Genomic DNA, 22,271 nt, shown 5'->3' on the forward strand with positions numbered 1-22,271 from the left:
CCGCTTCGATCACTTTCTCTTTTTCTTCTGGCGTTAAGTTTGCCGGATCTTTCACCGGTGTCGCGTCTGGATCGACAGGTGTTGTGTAGTCTGTGATCGACGCTTTGCTCACGGCTGTCGTGGCTGGAATTTTGTCAGTTGAGCCATCTGGATAGGTTACTGTTACTGTACCGTCAGTACCCACTTCGACTTTTGTACCTTCTGGGAAATCTGGGTTCGCTTTTTTAACAGCTTCTTCTACCGCAGTTTTTTCGTCTGGCGTTAAGTTTGCCGGATCTTTCACTGGTGTTGTTTCTGGATCTTTCGGCTCAGTGTAGTCTGTGATTGGCGCTTTGTCGGCTGCTTTCTCAGGCGCAATGGTATCCGTTGAACCATCTGGGTAAGTCACGGTGACTTCACCATTATCCGCAACGGTTACTGTTGTGCCTTCTGGGAAATCTGGGTTCGCTTTTTTAACTGCTTCTTCTACCGCTTTTTTCTCTTCTGGCGTTAAGTTTGCCGGATCTTTCACCGCAATGACTTCTGGCGGGTTCGGTTCTGTTTTTTCAGCAGTCGTCCCTGCCCCTGACCCATTTGGTGAGCTTGGGTTAGTTGATGAAGAAGAACCACTGCTACTACCACTGCTGGCTGCAATGGCAATGCCCGCAATGGCGGCCACGCCGGCGGCAATCCAGCCCCAATGTGGTAAATAACCGGCAACAATCGCCTCACCACCTAAGACTTCGGTGGCCAGCATGCTGTCATTTAGTGCAGCAATGGCGCTGGCGGATTCGCTGTTGGCGGGGATATAGGCGTAATATTGTCCGTTTTCGGCCAAGCCTTGAATTAAAGCCGGATCATTATAATAATCCGCGATAATTAAATCTTCATCTTGTGAATTTTGGAAAGTGATGTGTAAATCATCACCTACGCGTTTGGTCACAATTTGTTGTGGTGCCACGCCGGTATCTTGGTCAAGCAATTCATAAACGGCATTGCCACCAACATGTTGAATTTTCACCGCTTGATTGGCCACGTTTTTGGCCACTTCAACGGTCTGAGTATTACCTTGGGTTTTAACTTTAAGTAAAACGCTCATAAACATCTCCTGAATTTATTTGTTCATAAAGTAAAAGTGAGTAAAAAGGATTTCTTCAAGCATAATATTGATTGAAAAAAGGGAATAAAAAACGATCTTCGCCTAACAGGGAAGATTGTCGGCATATTTTCTGGCATAGAAAAAAGGTGAAATTTTTTGACAGACAAACCGAAAGCGTACTTGCCAATAAAGGAAGTGCCAGAAGTTGTGCTTGCTTGCTTGCTTGCTTGCTTGCTTGCTTGCTTGCTTGCTTGCTTGCTTGCTTGCTTGCTTAGAGTTTGCGTTCCGATCATAAAATGTGTCAAATGTTTTTCAGTTAAATTTTGCTAAAAAAAGAGTTAAACATCCGACCATTGTATACATATTCTCCAATTTCTCAAACTAATTTTTAACATTTCGTTTACTAAATGGTTAAATTTTAGACAATATAGAGGAGGGCAAGTTGTGTTCATTCAACACACAAAAAACGTGGTTTTTGTTAGGTTAATGCAAGTACTGTTCTATATGTGGCAGTTTAAAAGGGGGATGGGGCATAATGTCTATTAATGTGATTTGATTATCTTGTTTGATGTAATGAACCACAAATTCACTGACCCAATCGCCTTGGCTTGATTGGCGATAATAAGGAATACCGATATGGTAATGCCATAGATTATGTTGCTTGGCATAGCGGATTTTAGCTTTACGGTTTGGATCTGTGCTTGGCACTTGATCTGATGATTTATTGCGTCCTTGTAAGCCTGTGAAACCGTGTTGTTCTACATGTTTGGCAAAATCAAAGACTTTCTCACGATCTGTACGAATAAAATCTCTTAGCTTTTGTGAAAATGATGGGGCGAATGTTACGTTCATACGCTTTTTAACCATTCATCAAAAGATTCAAAATTTTCTAAAGCAGATGGTGGTACAGGTACGGCATTTTTGGCCGACGCCACTGCTTTTTTCATCCGTTCTAAATCGTAGTTAAAATCACCGTTAGCGTAGCTTGGTTGAGCAAGCACGGTCACAAAATTTTGTTGTTTATCCACAATGCTGAGCGGTTCGCCTTGTTTAATGGCATGTTGTACATTGCTCGGTAAGGTGGCGATATCTAGGTAAATCATGGCATTTCCTCTTATGTTGGTCATATTATGGACATTCTGTCAATTTTTTTAGGTTAATGCAAGTATCGTTCTCCTAATAGCACGTTCATTTAAACGCACCGCTTAACCATTGTTCAAAACTCGCTACATCCTGCAAAGCATGAGTTGGCATAATGGCTGATTTGGCATTGAGTGCGTGGTTCATGCTGTTGATGTCGTAATCAATCTGTGTTTCTTGTTGATTGATTGGTTTGCCATTTTGCAAAAAGCAGATATTTTCGCCGTGGGCAATAGCGTTTTGTACCTTGCTAGGTAAGGTGGCGATATCTAGATAAATCATGGCATTTCTCCTTATATTGGTCATATTATGGACATTCTGTCAATTTTTAGCGATTAAGTCAAGCGGATACTGGTTTTATTTACAAGAAAAATATTCAACCCACAAAAAACCGCGATTTTTCACCGCGGTTTTGGGGAGTTTGGCGGAAAGCCGATTTTATCGTTATTCCGTTTGCTGTTTCATAAAATCTTCGTTGATTTCAATTTTGGCTTTGGCGCGTAAGGATTTGAGTAAATTCACCTGTCCATCCGTGGCTTTATTACGCGCCACTTGCAGATCAAACTGACGGCGCACGGCCTCCTCAATTTGGGCATTTTCAATGTTATCTAACGCCACAATTACCACGTCACCGCTGTTGGTTTTGGCGGCTTGATAGGCTTTTTTACCGGCGTCGGCTTTCATGGCAAAAATCACGTCATTTAAGGCGGGATCTTTATTTTCCGCATAGACCCATGTTTCTTGCTCACCAAATTTCACGTTATCCGGCAAGGTGCCGTTCTCATTTAAGGCTTTCACGGCATGTTCAGCTTGGGCTAACACCGCTTGCTCCGCTTTTTGGCGTGTTAAGAAAGTGCTAATTTCCGCTTTGGCCTCGTCCAAGGTTTTGGTGCCTTGAGCTTTGTGGTCAAGCACGCGTACCACGATAGAATGTTGGTCGCCCACGTTCATGGGTTCAGAGTTCATGTTGCCTTGTGAAATTTCACCATCAAAAATCGCGCTGATCACCACAGGGAAATTCAATGCTTTGGGTAGCGCATTGCGTGGGAAATAATCGGTTTCTTGAATGTCTGCGCCAATCACGGCAGCCGCGGATTTCAATGAGCCTTGATCTTCAAAGGCTTTTTCCGCCACTTTTTTCTCTAGGGTATAGAATTGGGTGTTTAATAACTCTTGGCGTACTTGCGCGACCACTTTGTCTTTCACTTGTTCCAATGGCAACACCGTCGCAGCTTTGCGATCTTCGACTTTTACAATATGATAATTGCCGTCTACGTTAATCGGCGTGCTGTATTTACCTACGTCGACAAGGGTGGCGGCATCTTCAAATGCTTTTGGTAAATCGCCATTATTTAACCAACCTAAATCCCCGCCTTTTTCGCCGGTTAATTTATCGGTGGATTTGGCTTTCGCCAAGGTGGCAAAATCTTCGCCCTGTTGTAAGGCCTCATAGGCATCTAAGGCATCTTTTTCGTTGGCAAATTGGATATGTGCCAAATGTTGTTGCGCTTGGGTACTGAATTGATCTTTATTGTCTTGATAATATTGTTGAATTTCCGTATCCGTCACGCTAACACTTTTTTCTATGGTGGCTTTGGTTAAATCCACATATTGCACTTTGACCAATTCTGGCACAATAAAGGCGGATTTGTTGGCGTTGTAATAATCGGCCACTTCTTGTTCAGTCACCGTTTGTTTATTAAGTTCGTCCGCTAAAGATAAGTGAGCTAAACGCACTTGACGTTGTTGGAAAAATAATTGGGCAAAGTCTGCTTGGGTTTTAGGTAATAAAAATTCCGTTTCCGCCAAGCCACTTTGTAATTGTTCTAAACGCAAGGCTTCACGCAAATATTGGGCGTACATATCCGCCGTCATGCCGTTATTTCGCAATACTTGCTGATAGGCGTCATTGCTGAATTTGCCGTCAATTTGGAACATGGGGGTTTGGACGATTTCCTGTTTAATGCGGTCGTCACTGACGGTTAAATGTAAATCCGCCACATATTGACTTAATAATTGCTGATCAATTAAACGATTTAACACGTTGGTGCGTAAACCTTGGTTAAATTCTGGGGTGTCGGCCACCGCGGCGAATTCCGCGCCCAATTGATTACTCATGCGTTGATATTCATCATTATATTGCTGTTGGAACTGCTGTTGTGATACTTCTTCACCGTTTACTTTGACGGCGGAAGTGTCGGCGGTGGCACCGAGATAGCCATACATACCGGTAATCACAAATGACACGGCGATAAGCGCCATAATGGCTTTTGCCATACCACTGTTTGAGGCGTGGTGCATTTTTTCCATGAACATGGGCATTAATCCTATTGTTATCTAAAGTTATCTAAAAATATGATGAATTATAAACGAAACGGCGCGGAAAAAAAACGCCTAGAAAACACCGCACTTTACCCAAAGCGCGGTGTTTTCCGCGACAGATTAATTCACCGTTGGCGCAATTTTATTGGTGTTTCGGCTACGTGGCACCTTGACAACATTCACTGGCGACAGTTTAACCATTTCCACGCCCGCGGGTGGGTTTTGTAAGGCAATGGTTAACACTTCATCAATATTTTCCACCGCATGAATGGTCAAGCTGTCTTTTGCGTTGCTTGGAATTTCTTCCAAATCTTTCACGTTATCTTTCGGGATAATCACGGTTTTAATCCCACCACGGTGGGCCGCCAGTAATTTTTCTTTTAAGCCACCAATCGGCAAGACTTTGCCTCGCAAGCTGATTTCACCGGTCATGGCCACATCTGCGCGGACAGGGTTGCCGGTTAAGCAAGACACCAAGGCAGTACACATGGCAATGCCGGCGCTCGGGCCATCTTTCGGGGTGGCGCCGTCGGGGACGTGAATGTGCATATCGCGTTTTTCGTGGAAATCATTGGCAATGCCTAATTTTTCCGAACGCGAACGCACCACGGTCATGGCCGCTTGAATACTTTCTTTCATCACATCACCAAGCGAGCCAGTGAAAGTGAGTTTGCCTTTACCTAGCACGGAGGCGGTTTCAATGGTGAGTAAGTCACCGCCCACTTCTGTCCATGCAAGGCCGGTCACTTCGCCCACGCGGTTTTGCGTGTCGGCCAAACCGAAATCAAAGCGTTTGACGCCAAGATAATCATGTAAATTATCGGCGTTCACCGTCATGGATTTCAGTTTTTTATCCAGCAATAAATGTTTCACCGCTTTACGGCAAATTTTAGAAATTTCACGTTCCAAGCTACGCACACCGGCTTCACGGGTGTAATAACGGATAATATCTAAAATGGCGCTGTCCTCAATGACTAACTCACCCGCGTTTAAGCCGTTGCGTTCCATTTGTTTGGCGAGCAAATGCCCTTTGGCAATGTTCAGTTTTTCATCTTCGGTATAACCGGATAAACGAATCACTTCCATACGGTCTAACAACGGCGCCGGAATATTCATGGAATTGGAGGTGGCCACAAACATCACATCCGACAAATCATAATCCACTTCTAAATAGTGATCGTTGAATTTGGTGTTTTGTTCGGGATCCAATACTTCCAACAAGGCCGAGGCGGGATCGCCTCGGTTATCCATGGCCATTTTGTCAATTTCATCTAACAAAAACAGCGGATTTTTGACGCCCACTTTGGCCATTTTTTGAATCAATTTGCCCGGTAATGAGCCGATATAGGTTTTGCGGTGGCCGCGAATTTCCGCCTCATCACGTACGCCACCTAAGGCCATACGCACATATTTGCGCCCTGTGGCATTAGCAATAGATTGCCCGAGGGAGGTTTTTCCCACCCCCGGTGGCCCCACTAAACAAAGAATCGGGCCTTTTAATTTGTTCAAGCGCGTTTGTACTGCGAGATATTCTAAAATGCGCTCTTTCACGCGTTCCAAACCGAAATGATCCGCGTCTAACACTTGTTGCGCTTTGGCTAAATCTTTTGTCACTTTGCTGGTTTTATGCCAAGGCACTTGCAACATCCAGTCCACATAAGCGCGAATTACCGTGGCTTCGGCAGACATAGGCGACATCATTTTGAGTTTTTTCAGCTCGGCTTCCACTTTTTCTTTAGCCTCTTTCGGCAGTTTGGCCTCGTCTAATTGTTTGGTCAGCAAGTCAATTTCGCTGTCATCCGCACTTTCATCATCTTTGCCCAATTCTTTGCGAATGGCTTTGATTTGTTCGTTCAGATAATAATTGCGTTGCGTTTTTTCCATTTGCTCTTTGACTTTGGTGCGAATGCGTTTTTCCACTTGCATTAAGTCCGTTTCGCTTTCCATGGCACCAAGCAAATATTCCATCCGTGCTTGAATATTCGGCTGTTCTAACACCGCTTGTTTATGGCGTAAGGCAATGGGTAAATGGGCGGCTAAGGTGTCGGCAAAACGGTCAAATTCGGTAATCGCACTGAGTGCATTGACCATTTCTGGCTGAATTTTTCTATTTTGTTTGGCGAATTGATCAAACTCGCTTAGCATGACATCACGCAATACTTGCATGTCTTTTTCTTCGCCATAGCGCGTTTCGATTGGGTTAATGTAGGCGTAAAAATGCCCTTCGTCGGTAATTTTATTGATTTTGGCCCGTTGTTGTCCTTCAACCAACACTTTCACGGTGCCATCCGGCAGTCTTAATAATTGAATAATATTGACAATGGTGCCGACATCAAATAGATCTTCAATGTTGGGTTCTTCCACTTCCGGCTGTTTTTGTGATACCAATAATAATTGCTTGCCCGATTCCATGGCCAACTCGAGGCTGTGAATGGATTTTTCACGGCCGACAAATAATGGCATAACCATATAGGGGAAAATCACCACATCACGTAATGGAAGGGCGGGAATGCCACGTTGTTTATCCTGTTCTGCTTTCATTTTTTTCTCTTTATTCTTACCATGCGATTAGCGTTAATATAAGGCCGATCCGCCTGAAGTTCAAGGTGGAGAAGAAAAGCGCGGTCAATTTCACCGCACTTTTTGAGATTAAAGGCTACTGATAGACGAGTTTGGGTTTGCTATCGTCATTAATCACGCTTTCATCCACCACGACTTTCGCCAGATTGTCTAAAGACGGCAAATCGTACATGGTGTCTAATAACACCGCCTCCACAATGGTACGCAAGCCCCTTGCGCCAGTTTTGCGTTTTAAGGTTTTTTGCGCAATGGCGGTTAAGGCTTCGGGGGTAAATTCCAAGCCCACATGTTCTAAACTGAATAAGGCTTGATATTGTTTCACTAAGGCATTTTTTGGCTCGGTTAAGATTTGAATTAACGCGGTTTCGTCTAATTCACTTAATGGTGCCACTATCGGCAAACGGCCGACAAATTCGGGGATCATGCCGAATTTAATTAAATCTTCGGTTTCCACTTGTTGAAACAGTTCCGAGACACTTAACTCGTCTTGTTCGCCTTTGACGTCCGCACCAAAACCAATGCCACTGCCCACATGAACCCGTTTTTGCACGATTTTATCTAAGCCCGCAAAGGCGCCGCCACAAATAAACAGGATTTTAGAGGTGTCGACTTTTAACATATCCTGTTGCGGATGTTTGCGTCCGCCTTGCGGAGGCACGGAGGCAACGGTGCCTTCGATCAGTTTTAACAAGGCTTGTTGCACGCCTTCGCCAGACACATCACGGGTAATCGACGGATTTTCTGATTTACGGGTGATTTTATCGATTTCATCAATATAAATAATGCCTTGCTCGGCTTTTTCGGTGTTGTAATCGCAATTTTGTAATAGTTTTTGGATCACATTTTCCACGTCTTCGCCTACATAACCGGCCTCGGTTAAGGTGGTGGCGTCTGCCATGGCAAAAGGCACATTTAACATACGGGCCAAAGTTTGCGCCAACAGGGTTTTACCGCTTCCTGTTGGGCCGATTAATAACACATTACTTTTCGCCAATTCCACTTCATCGGTTTGATGATTGGAGCGTAACCGTTTGTAATGATTATATAATGCCACCGCTAACACTTTTTTGGCGTAATCTTGGCCAATTACATAATCATCTAAGTTAGCACGGATTTCATGTGGGGTGGGTAATTTGGTTTCTTCTGCCTTCTCCGTTTCTTGCGCTGCGTCAGCGGGGGCGCTTTCTTCTTGCAATAAATTGTGGCAAAGTTCTATGCAATCGCCACAAATATAGCCGGAAGTGCCTGCAATGAGTTTGCCGACTTCATCTTGTGCTTTACCACAAAAAGAACAGCAGTTTTCTTTTTCATTTGCCATGTTTACTTTCCAATTCTCTGTTCTTAACGTTTCACTAACACGCTGTCCACGAGACCATACTCTCTCGCTTGCTCCGCCGACATAAAATTATCACGGTCGGTGTCGCGTTCAATTTTTTCCAACGGTTGCCCCGTGTGAAAGGCTAAACGTTCATTTAAGGTATGTTTAATTTTCAAAATTTCTTGCGCATGAATTTGAATATCCGAGGCTTGCCCACGGAAACCGCCTAAGGGTTGGTGAATCATCACCCGCGCATTGGGCAATACCGCGCGCTTACCCGCGGTGCCACCCGCTAATAAAAAGGCGCCCATAGAACAAGCCTGTCCGATACATAAGGTGCGCACATCAGGCTTGATAAATTGCATGGTGTCATAAATTGCCATGCCTGCGGTGACGGAACCACCGGGGCTGTTAATATAGATGTTAATATCTTTATCGGGATTTTCGGATTCTAAAAATAATAATTGAGCCACAATCAAATTGGCCATATTGTCTTCTACTTCACCGCTTAAAAAAATCACACGTTCTTTTAATAAACGTGAGTAAATATCATAAGCACGCTCGCCTCGTGCACTTTGTTCAACCACCATAGGGATAACAGCCATAAGGTTCTCCAAAATATTTCAATACAATAATCTGTCTATTCTACCTGAAAAATGCCTTTAACTAAACTATTTAACAAGATAATAAAACAAAAAGTGCGGTCAATTTTTAGGGAATTTTAAAACTCGCCAGAAATTGACCGCACTTTAAACCCTCACCCCAACCCTCTCCCAAAGGGAGAGGGGGCTGATCGAGGGAAGAATTAAATTTGTCATTAACACAAAAACCATCCCCTCTCCCTCTGGGAGAGGGCTAGGGTGAGGGTAAAATTAAATTCGTCATTAACACAAAAACCGTCCCCTCTCCCTCTGGGAGAGGGCTAGGATGAGGGTAAAATTAAATTCGTCATTAACACAAAACTATCCCCTCTCCCTCTGGGAGAGGGCTAGGGTGAGGGTATTGAGGGTATTGAGGGTAAAATTACGCTTTCGGATTCATAATTTCATCAAAAGATGACACTTTTTCCGTCACTTGAGCTTTCGCTAACACGGCATCTACCGCTTGTTCTTCTAACACCACATTACGCACGTTATTCATTAATTCATTGTTTTTGCTGTAATATTCAACCACTTCCGCAGGTTGTTCATAAGCTGAAGCAATATCCGCAATCATGGCTTTCACACGATCTTCGTCGGCTTTTAACTCGTTTTCTTTGATGACTGCAGAGAATAATAAGCCTACTTGTACACGGCGTTTCGCTTGTTCTTCAAACAATTCACGTGGTAATTGTGCTGCTTGTTGCTCGTTGCCACCGAAACGTTGTGCCGCTTGTTTGCGTAACACTTCAATTTCTTCATCTACCGCTGATACTGGCACATCAATGGCATTTTCAGCAATTAAGCCGTCAATCACTTGTTGTTTCACTTTTGCAACTAAGGCATTTTTCAATTCACGTTGCATGTTTTTCTTAATTTCGGCACGTAAATCGGCGACGGTTTTGGTGTTTGGACCAAACTTCGCCACGAACTCATCCGTTAATTCTGGCAATACTTGAATTTCGACTTTTTTCAAGGTAATCGCAAATTTCGCTGCTTTGCCTTTTAAGTTTTCTGAATGATATTCCACAGGGAACGTCACATCAATATCAAATTGTTCGCCCGCTTTGTGACCGACGATACCCTCTTCAAAACCTGGGATCATACGACCTTGGCCCATGGCTAAAGCGAAATCAGTGGCTTTACCGCCCTCAAATTCTTCGCCGTCGACGGAACCCACAAAATCAATAGTCACACGATCTTCCGCTTTGGCAGCGGCTTTGCTTTCTGCCCAAGTGGCTTGTTGTTTACGTAATACGTTCACCATGTTATCTACATCAGCTTCGGTGATGTCAACAGTGGGTTTTTCAACCTTGATATTTTCTAAGCCTTTTAATGTCACTTCTGGATACACTTCAAAAGTCGCCGTGAACACTAAATCTTGGCCATCTTCAAATTTTTCAATGGCAAAGGTTGGGCGGCCGGCAAGGTTCACTTTTTCTTTGAACATTAAATCAAAGAAATGACGAGGTAATAAATCATTTAACACATCTTGACGAATAGAGGCACCAAAGCGTTTTTCTACGATTTGCGCTGGCACATGACCTTTACGGAAACCGTCTACACGGACATTTTTGGCGGCACGTTTGGTTTCTTCACGTACTGCGTTTTTTACTGTTTCTGCTGGCACCGTGATACTGACACGACGTTCTAAACCTTGCGTTGTTTCAATAGTTGACATTGTTCTTTTCCTTTAAATATGAATGAATACTTAGCCGTTCGCTAAGGCGAATAAAAATAAACTGGCGAATTATAACGAAATCCCCCAAGGTAGTCTAGCGGAAAATTTCTCCGCCCCGCTTGTTATTTCATCTTCGTACTATTATAATAGTGCAACTTTATTTTTGTAAGGATTTCCTCATGACAACACAAAAACAACCGTCCTTGTTAGGCGGTATAATGATTATCGCCGGTGGCACCATTGGTGCGGGCATGCTCGCCAACCCGATTTCCACTGCAGGTGTTTGGTTTACGGGTTCGCTATTAATCTTACTTTACACTTGGTTTTGTATGACTTCATCAGGTTTAATGTTATTAGAAGCCAATTTACACTACCCGACGGGATCGAGTTTTAATACCATTGTCAAAGACTTACTCGGCAATGGTTGGAACGTCCTCAATGGCTTATCCCTTGCCTTTGTCATGTACATTTTAACCTATGCCTACATTACCTCAGGCGGTGGTATTACCGAAGGCTTTATTAATCAGCTGTTAAGCAACGAACAAAGTGCGGTGGAAATTGGACGAACTTCGGGATCGTTAATCTTTGCTGTGGTATTAGCTTTGTTCGTCTGGTTCTCCACCAAAGCCGTGGATCGCTTTAGTACGGTATTAATCGCAGGTATGGCGATTGCGTTTTTCCTGTCTGTCGCCAGTTTAATTTCCTCCGCCAAAGCTGAAATTCTATTGGATCAACTTGCCCCAGCAGATACCGCTTATTTACCTTACGCTATGGTGGCGTTGCCTGTGTGTTTAGTGTCCTTTGGTTTTCATCAAAATGTACCTAGCCTTGTGAAATACTATGATCGCAACGCAGCTAAAGTGGTAAAATCCGTGGTGTTAGGCACCGCAACAGCGTTAGTGATTTATGTGTTGTGGCAATATGCGGTGCAAGGCAATTTACCTCGCAATGAATTTGCCCCTGTGATTGCAAAAGGTGGCGACATTGCAGCGTTACTCGATGCGTTACATCAATATATGCAAACCGATTACATTGCTCTCGCTCTGCGTTTCTTCGCTTATATGGCGATTGCCAGCTCCTTTTTGGGCGTGACCTTAGGCTTATTTGATTATATCGCTGACTTGTTTAAATTTGACGACAGCGGATTAGGGCGTGCCAAAACGGCATTAGTAGTGTTCCTACCGCCATTATTATTAAGCCTCCAATTCCCTTATGGTTTTGTGATCGCTATCGGTTATGCGGGTTTAGCCGCCACCGTATGGGCAGGGATTGTGCCAGCCTTATTAGCGAAAGCCAGCCGTAAACGATTTGGTCAAAGTAAATACACCGCATTCGGTGGTAACTTTATGATTTACTTTATTTTCCTATTTGCGATTTTAAATATCGTGGCTCAACTCGGTATGCAATTTGGCTGGATTGCGGATTTTAAAGGCTAATGAAAACCTCCGTTTACGATAAAGAAAACTTTTTTGAGTTTTATCAAAAACTTCGTGCCAATCCAATCAGTTTAAACAACATTGTGGAGAAACCCACAATGTTGTCTTTATTGCCTGATTTAACAGACAAAAAGCTGCTGGATCTCGGTTGTGGTACGGGCGAACATTTGGCGTTATATTTAGCTCGTAAAGCAGATTTTGTGGTTGGCATAGATCTGTCTTTGGCAATGTTACAACAGGCAGAAAAAAATCTTGCCGATTTTACACCGCACTTTTCCCTTTATCCATTAGCAATGGAACAATTAGATCAACTTAACGAAACCGATTTTGATGTGATTACCAGTTCCTTTGCCTTTCATTACGTGCAAGATTTTTGCCAACTATTAAGCCAGATTTATCGCAAATTAAAGCCCAATGGTCGGCTTATTTTTTCCCAAGAACACCCCATCGTCACCGCTTACCAAGGCGGTGAACGCTGGGAGAAAAATGAACAAAAAGAACAGGTTGCCTATCGGTTAAATTATTATCGAGATGAAGGTGAGCGAGATCGAAGCTGGTTTCAACAACCCTTTAAAACCTATCATAGAACCACCGCAACCATTATCAATGGGCTTATCGAAACAGGCTTTCAAATTGAACAAATGGCAGAACCCATGTTAGCCGATCAGCCTGAATGGCAAGCAGAATTTAAAGATTTACAACATCGCCCAGTGTTACTGTTCGTGAAAGCGAGAAAAATAGCATGATTGTAGGTCAAGGCATGATGGCAAAGGCATTTTCTGCTTATGCAGAAGATCCTAAGCATATTATTTTTGCCAGTGGCGTATCAAACTCACAAGAAAAAGACCGCACTTTATTTGCCAGAGAAAGCCAATTACTTGAACAAACGATTTTACACCATCCCGACAAAAAATTAGTTTATTTTAGCACTTGTAGTCTCTACGATCCGTCCCTACAAAATTCGCCTTATGTGCAACATAAACAGAATATGGAACAGCAAGTGCAACGATTAGCCCAGAAATACTTAATTGTGCGTTTACCACAAGTCGTGGGTAATGCCACTAGCCCAACTATCGTGAACTTCCTCTATCAAGCCATTATTCATCAGCAACCTTTTACCCTATGGCAAGAAAGTTATCGGAATTTAATTGACATTGATGACGTAGTCACGATTTTAAACGAAATCCTAGCCAATCCTTTATTTACCAATCAGATCATTAATGTTGCCACGGATAAGATGATCAATGTGCAAAATATTGTCATGATGTTAGAAAATATCACAAAAATCACCGCACTTTATCAATCTATTCCGAAAGGATCTTATTATTCCATTGATATTGCCCCTATTCGCTCAATTTTGGCGAAATTACACCTCAATTTTGCACAAGATTACGTTCAAAAAACCCTTGAAAAATATTATTCCCCCAAATAAAAGAAAAAATAAACAAAAAAACGCTTGCAAGATAAAGTAGATTTCAGTATGTTAAAAGGCAAGCAAAAATCCACTTTAGGAAAACACAATGAATTTTAACCGCACTTTTACGTTTCATCATCACCATCACCGAACCTAATCTTTCGGGCGGATGGTGCTACTCGGAAGATAAGACTTCCGAAACAGTGCGGTGAATCAGCAACATAAACCTTTCGGAAGTCAACTTCTGAAAGGTTTTTTTACTTTTATAGGAAATTAAATTATGTCAAATAACAACAGATTACGCATTGCATTACAAAAAAAAGGGCGTTTAAGCAAAGAATGTAACGAGTTGCTGAAACAATGTGGGGTAAAAATCAACTGGAACGAACAACGTTTAATTGCTTATTCGGAAAATATGCCGATTGATATTTTACGCGTGCGTGATGACGATATTCCAGGTTTAGTATTTGACGGCGTGGTAGATCTCGGTATTATCGGCGAAAATGTGTTGGAAGAAGAAGAACTGGGTCGTCAAAATGCAGGGGAAACGGTGGAATATAAAAAACTGCGTACCTTGGATTTTGGTGACTGCCGTTTATCTATTGCTGTGGATCGTGACGAGCAATATCACGGCGTGCAGGATTTGCACAATAAACGTATTGCTACTTCGTACCCGAATTTGCTGAAACGTTATATGGCTACAAAAGGTGTGTCTTACAAAAACTGTTTTTTAAATGGTTCGGTAGAAGTCGCCCCCACTGCCAATCTCGCCAATGCCATTTGTGATTTGGTATCATCAGGGGCAACCTTGGAAGCCAATGGGTTAAAAGAAGTGGAAGTTATTTATAAATCAAAGGCTTGCCTAATTCAACGTGCCGAACCCTTATCTGATGAAAAACAAGCACTGGTGGAAAAATTATTAACGCGTATTCAAGGGGTGCAACAGGCGGCGGAAAGCAAATATATTATGTTGCACGCCCCGAAAAATAAATTGGAAGAAATCACCGCACTTTTACCGGGGGTGGAAAATCCGACCATTCTGCCATTGGCTCACGATGACAGCAAAGTCGCCATGCACGTGGTCAGTCAGGAAAATTTATTTTGGGAAACCATGGAACAGTTGAAAGAAATGGGGGCAAGTTCCGTGCTGGTGTTACCGATAGAGAAAATGTTAGCTTAGGGGGAAATAACATGATGCAAACCTTAATTTGGAAAGATTTATCAGAAAGTGAGAAAAAACAAGCGCTCACTCGTCCAGCGATCAGTTCATCTGCCAATATTCAACAGGCAGTTAATGAGATTCGTGAAAATGTGTTAGCCAATGGCGATAAGGCATTATTTGAGTTAAGCGAGAAATTCGACAAGGTGAAATTGGACAGCTTAACGGTATCCAAATCGCAAATTGAGCAAGCCGCTGCTCGCTTGCCTGATGAACTCAAACAAGCCATTCAAAACGCCAAAGCCAATATTGAAAAATTCCATCAAGCACAAATTCCACAGCCCGTGGACATTGAAACGCAGGCAGGCGTGCGTTGTCAGGTAGTAACACGCCCGATTAATCGGGTTGGATTGTATATCCCAGGGGGTTCTGCTCCGCTATTTTCCACCGTGTTAATGCTTGCCATTCCTGCCAAAATCGCAGGCTGTAAAAAAATCGTGCTTTGTTCGCCACCGCCGATTGCCGATGCGATTTTATATGCGGCGGATCTTTGCGGAGTGGAAACGATTTATGCGGTAGGTGGTGCCCAAGCCATTGTGGCAATGGCATTTGGTACGGAAACAGTCGCCAAAGTGGATAAAATCTTCGGACCAGGTAACAGTTTTGTTACTGAAGCCAAACGCCAAGTAAGCCAAACTGTCAACGGTGTGGCGATCGATATGCAGGCTGGGCCCTCGGAAGTGCTGGTGTTAGCCGATGAAAATGCTGATCCTGAATTTGTGGCAAGCGATTTACTTTCTCAGGCAGAACATGGTGCGGATAGCCAAGTGATTTTAGTCACCAACAGTGAAACGCTGGCAGAACACACCCAACTTGCCATTGAACGTCAATTAAATCAATTACCTCGAGCAGAAACTGCACGTAAAGCGTTAAGCCATAGTCGCACCTTTATTGCAGAAAACATTACTCAAGCCATTGAAATCAGTAATGATTATGCTCCCGAGCATTTAGTGGTGCAAGTGGAAAATGCCCGTGATTTGCTCCCTCAATTAGACAATGCAGGATCGATTTTCTTGGGGGCTTACTCCCCCGAAAGCATGGGCGACTACGCCAGTGGCACCAACCACGTTTTACCGACCTATGGCTATACCAAAACCACATCAAGTTTGGGGCTGTCTGATTTTAGCAAACGTATGACTGTACAAGAACTCACCCCACAAGGATTTAAGGATTTAGCTAAAACGGTGGAGCTGATGGCACAAGCTGAACAGTTGGAAGCGCATAAAAAAGCGGTGAGTATAAGGTTAGCAAAATTGAAAAAACAAAAATAAATTTTAGTATACAGTATTTTTCAGTTTATTTATGTGATATAAATACAGTATCTATAAATTTAACAAGGAAAAAATTATGCAAAACCCGATTGAAATATACCAAACTAAAGATGGACAAACGCAAGTTGAAGTGCGGTTTGAACAAGATACGGTGTGGCTTACATTACAACAAATGGCAGATATTTTTAAAAGAGATAAATCTGTCATATCTCGCCATTTACGCAATATTTATGCAGATGGTGAACTTGTTCAAGAATTAACCGTTGCAAAAAATGCAACAGTTCAAATAGAGGGAGAAAGAACTATAACACGTCAAATTGATTACTATAATCTTGATGTGATCATCTCTGTTGGATACCGAGTAAATTCTAAAGCAGGAACACAATTTCGTATTTGGGCAACCCAACGCCTAAAAGACTACCTCGTCAAAGGCTATGCCATTAATCAAAAACGCTTACAGCAAAATGCGAATGAGCTAGAACAAGCGATTGCCCTGATTCAAAAAACCGCTCAATCTAGCGAATTGACCTTAGAAAGTGGGCGTGGATTAGTGGATATTGTCAGCCGTTATGCACAGACGTTTTTATGGTTGCAACAATATGACGAGGGTTTGCTGATTGAACCCAAAACCCAACAAGGTGGCACGTTGCCTACGCTTGAACAAGCTCGTTTAGGTTTGGCAGAATTTAAGCAACAACTTATGGCTCGAGGCGAGGCATCGGATTTATTCGGTCGTGAGCGTGAAGACGGTTTATCTGCCATTTTAGGCAACTTGGAACAAACCGTTTTTGGCGAACCCGCTTATCCGAGTATTGAAGCCAAAGCGGCACATTTGCTGTATTTTATTGTAAAAAATCATCCATTTTCAGACGGTAACAAACGCAGTGGGGCATTTTTATTTGTGGATTTTTTACATCGTAACGGACGTTTATATGATGAACTGGGACAACCCGTGCTCAATCAAACTGGATTAGCCGCCTTGACCTTGTTAGTGGCAGAATCTGATCCGAAACAAAAAGAAACGTTAATCCGCTTAATTATGCACATGCTGAAAAAAGAAAATTAAACAGGAACAAACCATGACAATTTCACCACTTTCCCGAAAAAATGTACAGGCACTTACGCCATATCAATCCGCTCGCCGTTTAGGGGGTAAGGGCGATGTCTGGCTGAATGCCAATGAATACCCGACTTCACCAAACTTTGATTTATTGCACCGCACTTTTAACCGCTATCCCGAACCACAACCAGAAGCCGTGATTAATGGTTATGCGAATTATGCGGGTGTGAAACCTGAAAATGTGATTGTCACCCGAGGGGGGGATGAAAGTATTGAGCTGATTATTCGGGCATTTTGTGAACCAGACGACCATGTTTTATATTGCCCACCGACCTACGGCATGTATTCTGTGAGTGCAGAAACTTGTGGCATTGCGTTAAAAACTGTCCCGTTAACTACCGATTTTCAACTGAATTTAGCCGAAATTGAGCGAAATCTTGCTGGGGTAAAAGTCGTGTTTGTATGTAGTCCGAACAACCCAACTGGAACGTTGGTTAACCGTACGGATCTACTCAAATTGCTCGACATCACCAGAAATAAAGCCATTGTGGTGGTGGATGAAGCCTATATTGAGTTTTGCCCACAAGCCAGCCTTGTGAATGAATTGGCCAATTATCCGCATTTAGCCATTATCCGCACGCTCTCCAAAGCCTTTGCGTTGGCAGGATTACGTTGTGGTTTTACCCTTGCCAATGCGGAATTAATCGGTATATTGCAAAAAGTGATCGCCCCCTATCCATTGCCTGTGCCTGTATCGGATATTGCTGCTCAAGCCTTGCAACCACAAGGTATTACACAAATGCAAGAACGGGTTAATGATGTGCTAAACAATCGTGCGTGGTTAATTGAACAATTAAGCAAAATCCCAACCGTGGTACAAATTTTTGAAACAGAAGCAAATTATGTTTTGGTGAAATTCCAAGATGGCGAAAAAGTGTTTAAATCCCTTTGGGAACAAGGCATTATTTTGCGTGATCAACATAAGGCATTGGCATTGCAGAATTGTATTCGGATTACTATTGGCACAAGGGAAGAATTAGAACGAACCGTGAGAGCGATTAAATTAATCTAATTTTCTTTCTACCTAGCACCACTGTGCTAGGTTTCTTGTCCATTAGTCGTTGTATGTTTCCGCCAATAATCGTTGAATCAATTTGGCATTCGCCGGCGGAAACAACCCCGCATCCAATTCACTTTGCGCCAACCAAAAGCCCTCTTGTCCCTCACGGCCAAAAGGCTCACCGACCCATTCTTCTACGAGATAAAAATAGAAATGAATAATTTTAGTCGGGTATTCAAATAAAAATTGCTCAAAAAGTACCGCACTTAACACATGCAAACCAATTTCTTCTTCGATTTCACGTTTTAAGGCTTGTTCTGGGGTTTCGCCTTTATCCACTTTGCCCCCTGGGAATTCCAAAGATTGCGCAAAATCTTGTCCCTCAAGGCGCTGTGTGAGATAAATTTGGCCAAATTCATTGCGGATAATACCCGCAGCAACCTGTACCGATTTTTTCTTCATCGCATGATGTTCCTATAAAAAAGAGTGCAGTTTTCACCGCACTCTGCTTGATTAAACCTGAGTCGCTCGATTTCCATGGCAATGCTTATATTTCTTGCCCGAACCACAAGGGCAAGGTTCATTACGACCGATTTTGCGTTCGCTTTCTGCCATGGCCACTTGTTCATTCACTTCTTCCGTGGCACCGTTGTATTCTCGGGCTTGGGCTTGCTGTTCGGCAGCTTGTTGTTGCTGTTGTTGCGCTTGTTCCACTTCTTCCGCAGAACGCACTTGTACTCGGCTGAGGGTTCTCACCACATTGAATTTTAACGCCTCGAGCATGTCCGTAAACATAGCAAAGGATTCTTTTTTGTACTCTTGTTTTGGATCTTTTTGCGCATAGCTGCGTAAGTGAATGCCTTGGCGTAATCTGTCCATGGCAGCTAAATGTTCTTTCCAAAGTTCATCAAGGGTTTGTAACATAATGCCTTTTTCAAAGTTACGCATGGTTTCTTCGCCGACCATTTCTTCTTTGCGTTGATATTCGCTGATGGCGGCCTCGACGACTCTTTCACGTAAAGTATCTTCGTTAAATTGATTATCTTCCTCTAACCAATGTTGAATCGGTAAGTCTAAAGCGAAATCTTGACGTAAACGGGTTTCTAAACTCGGGATATCCCATTGTTCTTCCAAAGATTGTGGCGGCACATATTCATCAATTACCGTATTAAACACATCGGTACGAATGGCTGCAATGGCCTCAGACACGTCGCCGTTATCCAATAATTCATTGCGTTGTGCATAAATCGCATGACGTTGATCGTTGGCCACGTCATCATATTGTAATAGGTTTTTACGACCATCAAAGTTATGCGCCTCCACTTTGGCTTGCGCCGAGGCAATCACTTTGGCCAATAATTTGGATTCCATGGCCTCGCCTGCGGTGCTAAAGGCTTTACGCATCATATTGAGCTTGCCTTCGTTTAAGTAAATACGCATTAACGCATCATCTAAAGAAAGATAAAAACGAGAGGAACCGGGGTCGCCTTGACGGCCAGAACGCCCACGCAACTGGTTGTCAATACGACGTGATTCATGGCGCTCGGTACCGATAATATGTAACCCGCCCGCTTGCATCACGATATCATGACGTGCTTGCCATGCAGATTTAATCGCCTCAATTTGTTCTGGCGTTGGGTTGTCTAACTTGTCAATTTCCGCTTTCCAGTTACCGCCTAACACAATATCTGTCCCACGGCCTGCCATATTGGTGGCAATGGTGACCGCCCCTGGATAACCCGCATTGGCCACAATTTCTGCCTCTTGGGCGTGGAATTTGGCATTTAATACATTATGTGGAATACCTGCTTTTTTCAGTTCATTGGAAAGCAATTCGGATTTTTCAATGGATACGGTTCCCACCAAAACAGGTTGATTGCGAGCCACGCAGTCTTTAATATCTTCAATAATCGCATCAAATTTATATTGCTCGGTTTCAAACATGACGTCTGTTCGGTCATCACGAATCATTGGACGATTGGTTGGGATCACCACGGTTTCTAAGCCATAAATTTGTTGAAATTCAAAGGCCTCGGTGTCCGCTGTCCCCGTCATACCGGCTAATTTTTCGTATAAACGGAAATAGTTTTGGTAGGTAATGGAGGCGACAGTTTGGTTTTCCCCTTGTATTTTCACGCCCTCTTTGGCCTCAATGGCTTGATGTAAACCATCTGACCAACGGCGCCCCGCCATGGTGCGTCCCGTGTGTTCATCCACGATCACAATTTCACCGTCTTTGACCACATAATCCACGTCTTTTTGGAATAAAGTATGCGCTCGCAAAGCGGCGTTAATATGATGAACCAACCCCAAACGTTGTGGCGAATACAGGCTTTCATTTTCACCCATCAAGCCTTGTTCAATCAACCATTGTTCGCATTTTTCTTGCCCCCGTTCGGTCATATTCACTTGCTTGTGTTTTAAATCTAAGGAATAATCGCCCTCACCTTGGAAATCCTCACTGTCCTCTTTTTCTTGTTCAATTAAAATTGGCGCTAACTTATTGATGGCAATATATAATTCTGAGCTGTCCTCGGCGGGTCCTGAAATAATTAACGGCGTACGTGCCTCATCAATTAAAATGGAATCCACTTCATCCACTAAGGCGTAATGCAACGGGCGTTGAAAGCGCTCCGCCGCTGAATGGGCTAAGTTATCCCGTAAATAGTCAAAGCCTAATTCACTGTTGGTGGCATAGGTGATGTCTGCTTGATAAGCCTCACGTTTCACTTCGGGCGGCAAGCCCGGTACGTTGACCGCAACGGTCATGCCTAAAAATTCAAATAATGGGCGGTTGGTTTCTGCATCACGGCGGGCCAAGTAGTCATTCACTGTCACCACATGCACGCCTTTACCGGTTAAGGCATTGAGATAACAAGGCAAGGTGGCGGTTAAGGTTTTCCCCTCACCGGTACGCATTTCGGCAATATTGCGGTTGGTCAGCACCATGCCACCTACGAGTTGCACATCAAAAGGACGCATGCCTAAGGTCCGTTTACTGGCCTCACGCACCGTGGCAAAAGCCTCGGGTAAAAGTTGTTCAAGGGTTTCGCCTTGCGTTAAACGTTGACGAAACTCGGCGGTTTTTGACCGCAGTTCATCATCAGTTAAGGCCTCAAAGGTGGGTTCAAGGGCATTGATTTTTTTAACTTGTTTATTTAAACGGCGTAATACACGGTCGTTACGACTACCAAAAATTTTGGTGGCAATGGTTGTTAACATAATATTGTTTCTCTTTATAAAAATAGATGGCGTTTTCGTCAAACACGAAAACAGGAAAATAAGAATAACGCAATATCATGCTAACGGACTGCCTCGAATCGGCGCATGTTCGGCCAAAATAGCGGCCACAAAGTGCGGTTGAAATTCCGCCTGTTTTATCGCCATCACCCCATGGGCAGGCGGATAATTAGCCGGCTGAATCTCTTGCTGACTCTGATAAATCGCACGCAATACCTGTTGTTGCATGGATTGGTTTTGATAGGCGGGCGGATAGTCCGCTGAACGCTCCACCACCTGAACATCGGGCAAGGCAAAGATCGCAATCATACTGACGAGTAATTGCGACCAGAAATTGTGCTTACCTTTTGTTAATGTCATTATTTTTAGTTATCTCAGAAAAAGTGATCGAATTATACCGAAAATCCGTTAGAATGTCGTTAAATATTGGGACGATTGACGAGAAAACAAGCGATGACACAAAAACGTTATGAAAAAGCCGTCAATATCAAGGATCTGTTAGCCAGATCAGAGCTGGCGAAGATCATGAAAAAAGGCTTATTAATTCATGAATTAAATGATAAATTAGGGAAGATTTTTCCGGCTCAATTTAAAGGTTTCTATCGCCTTGCCAATTTCAGCGAAAATAGCCTAAATATTGAAGTGGCCAATGCCATGGTGCGACAAAGTTTGTTATTTCATCAACAGACGTTGTTGAGTATGATTCAGCAAGACATGCCCCATATAACGAAATTGACGTTTAGGATTAATCCAGCATTGGGGCAAGGAAACTAAAAGTGCGGTGTGTTTAACGTCAGATTATTTTCACCGCACT

General features: G+C 43.2%; 20 protein-coding genes, 1 pseudogene and 1 other annotated feature. Of the genes and pseudogenes, 8 read left to right on the top strand and 13 right to left on the bottom strand.

Annotated features, from left to right (window positions below; all coding sequences use genetic code 11):
- From ACTG7X_RS01970 to tig, 10 genes and pseudogenes are all read right to left on the bottom strand, one after another.
- Positions 1-1,078: Rib/alpha-like domain-containing protein (locus ACTG7X_RS01970; protein ID WP_439256876.1), on the bottom strand; the 1,078-nt coding region annotated here is incomplete at its 3' end.
- A 210-nt stretch (positions 1,079-1,288) separates the two neighbouring features.
- Positions 1,289-1,354, bottom strand: a pseudogene (locus ACTG7X_RS01975) (adhesin); the annotation flags it as partial.
- A 207-nt stretch (positions 1,355-1,561) separates the two neighbouring features.
- Complete coding sequence (locus ACTG7X_RS01980) at positions 1,562-1,930, bottom strand: hypothetical protein (RefSeq protein ID WP_439256877.1); 369 nt, start codon at positions 1,928-1,930, stop codon at positions 1,562-1,564.
- On the bottom strand, positions 1,927-2,181 hold the full coding sequence (locus ACTG7X_RS01985) for a hypothetical protein (RefSeq protein WP_439256878.1): 255 nt from the start codon (positions 2,179-2,181) through the stop codon (positions 1,927-1,929). The genes ACTG7X_RS01980 and ACTG7X_RS01985 overlap by 4 nt, the downstream gene beginning before the upstream one ends.
- A gap of 85 nt (positions 2,182-2,266) precedes the next feature.
- Positions 2,267-2,500 carry a hypothetical protein gene (locus tag ACTG7X_RS01990; protein ID WP_439256879.1) on the bottom strand — a complete coding sequence of 78 codons (234 nt, stop codon included), beginning with the start codon at positions 2,498-2,500 and terminating at the stop codon, positions 2,267-2,269.
- Positions 2,501-2,662: 162 nt separating this feature from the next.
- Positions 2,663-4,534: a peptidylprolyl isomerase gene (gene ppiD, locus ACTG7X_RS01995; RefSeq protein WP_439256880.1), complete on the bottom strand. Its 1,872-nt coding sequence runs from the start codon at positions 4,532-4,534 to the stop codon at positions 2,663-2,665.
- A gap of 126 nt (positions 4,535-4,660) precedes the next feature.
- Positions 4,661-7,081 (bottom strand): endopeptidase La, encoded by a 2,421-nt coding sequence (lon, locus tag ACTG7X_RS02000; protein WP_439256881.1) that lies wholly within the window; start codon positions 7,079-7,081, stop codon positions 4,661-4,663.
- A 115-nt stretch (positions 7,082-7,196) separates the two neighbouring features.
- Complete coding sequence (gene clpX, locus ACTG7X_RS02005) at positions 7,197-8,438, bottom strand: ATP-dependent protease ATP-binding subunit ClpX (protein ID WP_439256882.1); 1,242 nt, start codon at positions 8,436-8,438, stop codon at positions 7,197-7,199.
- 23 nt (positions 8,439-8,461) lie between these two features.
- The gene (gene clpP, locus ACTG7X_RS02010) at positions 8,462-9,043 is read right to left on the bottom strand and encodes an ATP-dependent Clp endopeptidase proteolytic subunit ClpP (RefSeq protein ID WP_439256883.1); all 582 of its coding nucleotides are present in this window, start codon (positions 9,041-9,043) and stop codon (positions 8,462-8,464) included.
- A 418-nt stretch (positions 9,044-9,461) separates the two neighbouring features.
- Complete coding sequence (gene tig, locus ACTG7X_RS02015) at positions 9,462-10,757, bottom strand: trigger factor (protein WP_439256884.1); 1,296 nt, start codon at positions 10,755-10,757, stop codon at positions 9,462-9,464.
- Positions 10,758-10,936: 179 nt separating this feature from the next.
- On the opposite strand from tig, the gene ACTG7X_RS02020 reads away from it, so the two are divergent.
- The 7 genes from ACTG7X_RS02020 to hisC all read left to right on the top strand — a co-directional run bounded on the left by ACTG7X_RS02020 (position 10,937) and on the right by hisC (position 18,229).
- On the top strand, positions 10,937-12,193 hold the full coding sequence (locus tag ACTG7X_RS02020; protein ID WP_439256885.1) for an aromatic amino acid transporter: 1,257 nt from the start codon (positions 10,937-10,939) through the stop codon (positions 12,191-12,193).
- A complete protein-coding gene (locus ACTG7X_RS02025) occupies positions 12,193-12,939 on the top strand; it encodes a class I SAM-dependent methyltransferase (RefSeq protein ID WP_439256886.1) in 747 nt (248 codons plus the stop codon). Before ACTG7X_RS02020 ends, ACTG7X_RS02025 begins: the two co-directional genes overlap by 1 nt.
- Positions 12,936-13,625: an NAD-dependent epimerase/dehydratase family protein gene (locus tag ACTG7X_RS02030; protein ID WP_439256887.1), complete on the top strand. Its 690-nt coding sequence runs from the start codon at positions 12,936-12,938 to the stop codon at positions 13,623-13,625. Before ACTG7X_RS02025 ends, ACTG7X_RS02030 begins: the two co-directional genes overlap by 4 nt.
- A 114-nt stretch (positions 13,626-13,739) precedes the next feature.
- Positions 13,740-13,867: a sequence feature (His leader region), on the top strand.
- 20 nt (positions 13,868-13,887) lie between these two features.
- Positions 13,888-14,787: an ATP phosphoribosyltransferase gene (gene hisG, locus ACTG7X_RS02035; RefSeq protein ID WP_439256888.1), complete on the top strand. Its 900-nt coding sequence runs from the start codon at positions 13,888-13,890 to the stop codon at positions 14,785-14,787.
- A 14-nt stretch (positions 14,788-14,801) separates the two neighbouring features.
- On the top strand, positions 14,802-16,097 hold the full coding sequence (gene hisD / locus ACTG7X_RS02040) for a histidinol dehydrogenase (RefSeq protein ID WP_439257074.1): 1,296 nt from the start codon (positions 14,802-14,804) through the stop codon (positions 16,095-16,097).
- A 76-nt stretch (positions 16,098-16,173) separates the two neighbouring features.
- Positions 16,174-17,163, top strand: a complete 990-nt coding sequence (rhuM, locus tag ACTG7X_RS02045) for a RhuM family protein (protein ID WP_439256889.1) — start codon at positions 16,174-16,176, stop codon at positions 17,161-17,163.
- Between the two features lie 13 nt (positions 17,164-17,176).
- Positions 17,177-18,229 (top strand): histidinol-phosphate transaminase, encoded by a 1,053-nt coding sequence (gene hisC, locus ACTG7X_RS02050; RefSeq protein ID WP_439256890.1) that lies wholly within the window; start codon positions 17,177-17,179, stop codon positions 18,227-18,229.
- A 42-nt stretch (positions 18,230-18,271) separates the two neighbouring features.
- Here the strand turns inward: hisC and mutT are convergent, their stop codons facing one another.
- The 3 genes from mutT to secM form a co-directional block, all read right to left on the bottom strand.
- Positions 18,272-18,679, bottom strand: coding sequence for an 8-oxo-dGTP diphosphatase MutT (mutT, locus tag ACTG7X_RS02055; protein ID WP_439256891.1), 408 nt, complete (start codon positions 18,677-18,679; stop codon positions 18,272-18,274).
- A gap of 51 nt (positions 18,680-18,730) precedes the next feature.
- On the bottom strand, positions 18,731-21,439 hold the full coding sequence (secA, locus tag ACTG7X_RS02060; RefSeq protein WP_439256892.1) for a preprotein translocase subunit SecA: 2,709 nt from the start codon (positions 21,437-21,439) through the stop codon (positions 18,731-18,733).
- A 75-nt stretch (positions 21,440-21,514) separates the two neighbouring features.
- Positions 21,515-21,817 carry a secA translation cis-regulator SecM gene (gene secM / locus ACTG7X_RS02065; protein WP_439241416.1) on the bottom strand — a complete coding sequence of 101 codons (303 nt, stop codon included), beginning with the start codon at positions 21,815-21,817 and terminating at the stop codon, positions 21,515-21,517.
- A gap of 93 nt (positions 21,818-21,910) precedes the next feature.
- Here secM and ACTG7X_RS02070 point away from each other — a divergent pair, with 93 nt between their 5' ends.
- Complete coding sequence (locus ACTG7X_RS02070) at positions 21,911-22,231, top strand: DciA family protein (RefSeq protein ID WP_439256893.1); 321 nt, start codon at positions 21,911-21,913, stop codon at positions 22,229-22,231.
- Positions 22,232-22,271: the final 40 nt, after the last annotated feature.

The organism is Lonepinella sp. BR2271, assembly GCF_051851515.1.
In the GTDB taxonomy this organism is placed as follows: domain Bacteria; phylum Pseudomonadota; class Gammaproteobacteria; order Enterobacterales; family Pasteurellaceae; genus Lonepinella.

Coding starts and splice junctions, on each gene's coding strand:
- ACTG7X_RS01980 (WP_439256877.1), bottom strand. CDS start 1,930: ATGAACGTAACATTCGCCCCATCATTTTCACAAAAGCTAAGAGATTTT.
- ACTG7X_RS01985 (WP_439256878.1), bottom strand. CDS start 2,181: ATGATTTACCTAGATATCGCCACCTTACCGAGCAATGTACAACATGCC.
- ACTG7X_RS01990 (WP_439256879.1), bottom strand. CDS start 2,500: ATGATTTATCTAGATATCGCCACCTTACCTAGCAAGGTACAAAACGCT.
- ppiD (WP_439256880.1), bottom strand. CDS start 4,534: ATGTTCATGGAAAAAATGCACCACGCCTCAAACAGTGGTATGGCAAAA.
- lon (WP_439256881.1), bottom strand. CDS start 7,081: ATGAAAGCAGAACAGGATAAACAACGTGGCATTCCCGCCCTTCCATTA.
- clpX (WP_439256882.1), bottom strand. CDS start 8,438: ATGGCAAATGAAAAAGAAAACTGCTGTTCTTTTTGTGGTAAAGCACAA.
- clpP (WP_439256883.1), bottom strand. CDS start 9,043: ATGGCTGTTATCCCTATGGTGGTTGAACAAAGTGCACGAGGCGAGCGT.
- tig (WP_439256884.1), bottom strand. CDS start 10,757: ATGTCAACTATTGAAACAACGCAAGGTTTAGAACGTCGTGTCAGTATC.
- ACTG7X_RS02020 (WP_439256885.1), top strand. CDS start 10,937: ATGACAACACAAAAACAACCGTCCTTGTTAGGCGGTATAATGATTATC.
- ACTG7X_RS02025 (WP_439256886.1), top strand. CDS start 12,193: ATGAAAACCTCCGTTTACGATAAAGAAAACTTTTTTGAGTTTTATCAA.
- ACTG7X_RS02030 (WP_439256887.1), top strand. CDS start 12,936: ATGATTGTAGGTCAAGGCATGATGGCAAAGGCATTTTCTGCTTATGCA.
- hisG (WP_439256888.1), top strand. CDS start 13,888: ATGTCAAATAACAACAGATTACGCATTGCATTACAAAAAAAAGGGCGT.
- hisD (WP_439257074.1), top strand. CDS start 14,802: ATGCAAACCTTAATTTGGAAAGATTTATCAGAAAGTGAGAAAAAACAA.
- rhuM (WP_439256889.1), top strand. CDS start 16,174: ATGCAAAACCCGATTGAAATATACCAAACTAAAGATGGACAAACGCAA.
- hisC (WP_439256890.1), top strand. CDS start 17,177: ATGACAATTTCACCACTTTCCCGAAAAAATGTACAGGCACTTACGCCA.
- mutT (WP_439256891.1), bottom strand. CDS start 18,679: ATGAAGAAAAAATCGGTACAGGTTGCTGCGGGTATTATCCGCAATGAA.
- secA (WP_439256892.1), bottom strand. CDS start 21,439: ATGTTAACAACCATTGCCACCAAAATTTTTGGTAGTCGTAACGACCGT.
- secM (WP_439241416.1), bottom strand. CDS start 21,817: ATGACATTAACAAAAGGTAAGCACAATTTCTGGTCGCAATTACTCGTC.
- ACTG7X_RS02070 (WP_439256893.1), top strand. CDS start 21,911: ATGACACAAAAACGTTATGAAAAAGCCGTCAATATCAAGGATCTGTTA.